Origin of the sequence: Hyella patelloides LEGE 07179 (assembly GCF_900659865.1) — a bacterium.
In the GTDB taxonomy this organism is placed as follows: domain Bacteria; phylum Cyanobacteriota; class Cyanobacteriia; order Cyanobacteriales; family Xenococcaceae; genus Hyella; species Hyella patelloides.
Map to the genome: position 1 here is coordinate 1 of NZ_LR214152.1, position 4,616 is coordinate 4,616.

Annotated in this window: 5 protein-coding genes; all 5 read left to right on the plus strand. The window is 37.0% G+C overall.

The genetic code is table 11. The features are described from left to right. Positions 1–654, plus strand: a 654-nt coding sequence (locus tag H1P_RS31125) for a response regulator transcription factor (RefSeq protein WP_144875038.1), incomplete at its 5' end; no start/stop codon positions are given. 24 nt (positions 655–678) lie between these two features. Then, on the plus strand, positions 679–1,770 hold the full coding sequence (gene ychF, locus H1P_RS31130; RefSeq protein ID WP_144875040.1) for a redox-regulated ATPase YchF: 1,092 nt from the start codon (positions 679–681) through the stop codon (positions 1,768–1,770). Between the two features lie 136 nt (positions 1,771–1,906). Continuing rightward, complete coding sequence (gene trmH, locus H1P_RS31135) at positions 1,907–2,548, plus strand: tRNA (guanosine(18)-2'-O)-methyltransferase TrmH (protein WP_186376249.1); 642 nt, start codon at positions 1,907–1,909, stop codon at positions 2,546–2,548. Between the two features lie 528 nt (positions 2,549–3,076). Beyond that, complete coding sequence (locus H1P_RS31140; protein WP_144875044.1) at positions 3,077–4,198, plus strand: sigma-70 family RNA polymerase sigma factor; 1,122 nt, start codon at positions 3,077–3,079, stop codon at positions 4,196–4,198. 61 nt (positions 4,199–4,259) lie between these two features. Further along, positions 4,260–4,613, plus strand: a complete 354-nt coding sequence (locus H1P_RS31145) for a P-loop NTPase (protein ID WP_144875046.1) — start codon at positions 4,260–4,262, stop codon at positions 4,611–4,613. Positions 4,614–4,616 lie beyond the last annotated feature (3 nt).

Below are 4,616 nucleotides of genomic sequence, written 5' to 3' on the forward strand. Positions count from 1 at the left end.
TTTTTTAACTACAATAATTTTATTACTGAATCAGCTTTAGATGGTAAAACAGCTAGGCAATTATTAATTAGATTTAAACCAGATTTAGTGATTTTAGATGTTAACTTACCTGACGATACAGGATTAAATTTATGTCAAGAAATTAGCAAAAGTAACGCTATAGTTGTAATGTTAAGCTCTATGAAAGACACTAATTATGTCTTAGACGCTTTTGCAAAAGGAGCAGATGATTACATTACAAAGCCCTTCAATTTACAAATCTTAAAAGCTAAAATCGAAGCCTTATTAAAAAGGTGTAAACCTAATAATAATATTTTAGCGACCAGTAGACCCTTAATACTCGGTCACTTAACTATCGATTTTGCTCGTCGAGAAGTAATTTTAAGTAATCATGTAGTACCTTTAACCGCTTTAGAGTTTGACTTATTACATTTTCTGGCTAGTCACCCCAATCGTGTGTGGGATCGTGCAGAATTAATTTCAGCAATCTGGAATCGAGATGATTACTCAGGAGACGATCGTAAAGTAGACATTCATGTGGGTAGAATACGTAAAAAAATTGGCGATCATGAAGGCAAACTCATCAAAACCATTTGGGGTAGAGGTTATATGTTTGAGTTGTCCGATAAGGATCAAGTACAATTAGCAGATTAAAGAAACTCTGTAAAAGTACTATTTATGCTACGAGCCGGAATCGTCGGACTGCCTAATGTCGGTAAGTCTACCTTATTTAATGCTTTAGTCGCTAATGCCAAAGCCGAAGCTGCTAATTTCCCCTTCTGTACTATTGAACCGAACGTAGGGGTAGTTTCTGTACCCGATAAAAGGTTGGAAGTATTAGCTAAAATATCCAACTCTCAAAAAATTGTGCCTACTCGAATTGAATTTGTAGATATCGCAGGCTTAGTTAAAGGAGCTAGTGAAGGGGAAGGCTTAGGAAATAAATTTCTGGCAAATATCAGAGAAGTAGATGCGATCGTTCATGTGGTAAGATGTTTTGATGATGACGATATCATTCATGTATCTGGTTCTGTCGATCCTGTAAGAGACATTGAAATTATTAATTTAGAGCTATCTTTAGCAGATTTAGCTCAGATAGAGAGACGTATTGAAAGAGTACGCAAACAAGCGAAAAAAGAAAAAACTGCTCAACAAGAATTAGAAGTTTTAGAACAACTAGCTACAGCACTCAATGACGGTGGATCTGTTAGACAAATAAAATTAACAGAAGAAGAAGAATTAATAATTAAACCTTTAGGTCTATTGACAAAAAAACCTGTAATTTATGGCACTAATGTCGCAGAAGATGACTTAGCAGAAGGTAATGAATGGGTAGAACAAGTTAAGCAATACGCAGCAGAAGAAAATTCTAAAGTAGTAGTTATTTCTGCTCAAGTAGAATCAGAATTAGTAGAACTATCAGAATCAGAAACACAAGACTTTCTAGAAGCTTTAGGAGTGCCAGAAGGAGGCTTAAAATCTTTAATTAAAGCCACCTATGAATTATTGGGTTTACGTACCTACCTAACTACAGGAGAAACCGAAAGTCGAGCTTGGACTATTGTTGCAGGAATGAAAGCACCCCAAGCAGCAGGAGTAATCCATACAGACTTCCAGAAAAAGTTTATTAAAGCAGAAACTATCGCTTTTCAAGACTTAGTAGATCATGGCTCTAAAGCAGCAGCTAAAGAAAAAGGCTTAGTCCGCTTTGAAGGAAAAGATTATGTCGTTCAAGAAGGGGATGTCATTGAGTTTAAAGTAGGAGGATAACTGCTATTAATTTGAGCGTCTAGCAAAATTTATTCGTTGGACGTTCTTGTTTTATCTTATGCTTTGGGAAACATCAATCAACTTTTCAACAATATATAAATAAATTTGCCTAGCTACTTACTGAGCTTCAATTGCAATGATTCCTAGAAGATATGAAAGACTTAAACAAGTACTTCGTAAAAGACAATCAGACTTAACCGTAATTACAGAAGACGTTCATAAGCCCCACAATTTCTCCGCAATTATACGTACCTGTGATGCAGTAGGCGTTTTTGAAGTTCATTCTGTTAACTCCAATAGCAAAATGCCTACCTACTCTCCAGTAGCCAAAGGTAGTGATAAATGGGTTAATCTACACACTCATCCCGATTTAAAAACTGCGATCGCTCAATTACAGCAAAAAGATCTTAAAATATATGCTGCCCATCTTAGTGAGAAAGCAGTAGACTATCGTCGCATCGACTATACTAAACCCACCGCTATTCTAATGGGTGCAGAAAAACATGGTGTTAGTGAATTAGCAGCCGATTTGGTGGATGGACACATTATCATTCCTATGTTTGGCATGGTAGAATCGCTGAATGTCTCCGTTGCAGCAGCAGTGATTCTATTTGAAGCACAACGTCAAAGACTAGCAGCAGGAATGTACGATCGCGTTAGTCTAGATACGAAAACTCTTGAGCGAGTTATTTTTGAATGGGGTTATCCCGAAATTGCAGCTATGTATCGTCAAAGAGGTGAGCCTTATCCCTCTTTAAAAGAAGACGGTAGCATCTAATTAAGTAAAAAACGCCTGAAGGTAATTCACATCAGGCGTATTGTATCTACATTGTATTTATGTGATTTCAAGATTTTTTCACATTATGTCTTATTTTGCTGATATGTCGGCTGTATCCTAATAACTGAAAGCTTTTTATCGACTTTATTGAACTTGTTCGGGTTGAAGAACTTGAAGCCGTATCTCAACATATCGAGAAGAATTAAATGTTGCTGCTTGACTTTAACAACAAAAATGTTGTTAAACTAAATTTTAATGACTTAAACAACAAAAATATTGTTTAAGTCTACTTCAAAGAGCGAGTGTTGATTCGGGATCGCTAAGAGATTCGCGATCGCAAAAAACATCCCCTTGAGGAAGTTAGAGCCACTACAAATGGCGAGTCATCAGCAACCAAGCTTGAAGCTTAGAGCTATCTGGACAAAAAACCAAGAGAAACAAATTAAGAAATCTACCAATCGTGACATAAAGCTTTTTGGCGAGTGTCAAAGCTCAAATTAACTACTCTCGATTGAAAATAATATCATTATGGTACCGAGCAATAGTGTAATCAAAAATCCCGACCAGTCTACAGATAATCTAGAGTTTGCCCTCGATCGAAATGATCCATCCCAAATTACCAAAAAGCAAACTACTGGAGATAAAAAACAATTAGCCAAAATTAAATCTGGCTATTCTCAAATTCAGACTCAGAACAACAAGCACTCCCAGGATCCAGTTCGCAATTATTTACAAGATATTGGTCGGATTCCCTTGTTGAGTGGAGAAGAAGAAATTAAGCTTAGTCGTCAAGTTGCTGATTTATTAGAGCTAGAACAAATTCGCCAACAGTTAGCTGAAAAATTAGGGCGACAACCAAGCGACCGAGAATGGGCGCAAGAGACGAACATGATACTATCTGAATTTCGTCATCGTTTGTACCTCTCTCGTCAAGCCAAAAACAAGATGGTTCAGGCAAATTTACGCCTAGTAGTTTTTATCGCTAAAAAATATCTCAAGCGCGGGCTTTCATTACAAGATCTAATTCAGGAAGGTAATTTAGGTCTAATTAGAGCAGTGGAAAAGTTCGAGCCAGAGAAGGGCTGTAAGTTTTCTACCTATGCTTACTGGTGGATTCGCCAGTCGATAACACGAGCTATCAGCGAACAATCTCGTACCATTCGCCTCCCAATTCATATTTACGATAAGTTATCGCTGATTAAGAAAACCTTCAAGCTTTTATCCCAGAAACTGCAACGTCATCCTAATGAAGTGGAAATGGCAGAACATCTCAATATAACTGTCGAACAACTAAGATTTCTGCTTAGAGTAGCGCAAGAACCTTTTTCTCTAGAAATTCCTGTGGCTCGCGAAGAAGATTCTCGCCTATTGGGTGAAAGTATTGAATCAGAGCTGCCAACTCCAGAAGAGTGGATTGTTAAAAAATTAATACGTGAAGAGGTAGAAACTATTTTGAGTTGTCTCAATTATCAAGAACGAACTATTTTACGTCTACGTTATGGTCTTAATGACGAAAAAATTAAGACCTCAGCCGAAATTGCTCAGATGCTCAATTTGAGTCGAGAAGAGATTAACCAAATTAGAGGACGAGCTATGAACAAGTTGCGCCGTCTCTACCGCAATTCTGGCTCCAAAGAATATCTTTTCTAAAAGCGACAACACTACTAAAAAATAATTTGCTCAGAAAAATAAACTAAAGAAATTTTAATCAATGTTTTCCTCAACTTTAGACGAAGTTCCAACCAAAACTCTGACACACAAGCTTCAATATAATCACCAAAGAATTGAAGGTATTAAAAATATAATAGCTATTTCTAGCGGTAGAGATAGAGTTGGAAAAAATACAATTGCCGTTAATATCGCCGTAAAACTGGCACAAATTGGCTCAAAAGTAGGATTGTTAGATGCCGACCCAAATAACTTGAATGTGTCAAATATTTTAGGGCTCAAAGACCCATATATCCCAGTTTCAGGAGGAGCAAAAGGAGAGCGTTTTGAGCCTGTTAATAACTTTGGTGTCAAGCTGGTTTCTATCGCCTCATTACTCACGGTTCGCTCAATTTAAAAA

Bases quoted from the DNA above. Each gene is read 5' to 3' on its own strand.
- ychF (WP_144875040.1), top strand. From the start codon at position 679: ATGCTACGAGCCGGAATCGTCGGACTGCCTAATGTCGGTAAGTCTACC.
- trmH (WP_186376249.1), top strand. From the start codon at position 1,907: ATGATTCCTAGAAGATATGAAAGACTTAAACAAGTACTTCGTAAAAGA.
- H1P_RS31140 (WP_144875044.1), top strand. From the start codon at position 3,077: ATGGTACCGAGCAATAGTGTAATCAAAAATCCCGACCAGTCTACAGAT.
- H1P_RS31145 (WP_144875046.1), top strand. From the start codon at position 4,260: ATGTTTTCCTCAACTTTAGACGAAGTTCCAACCAAAACTCTGACACAC.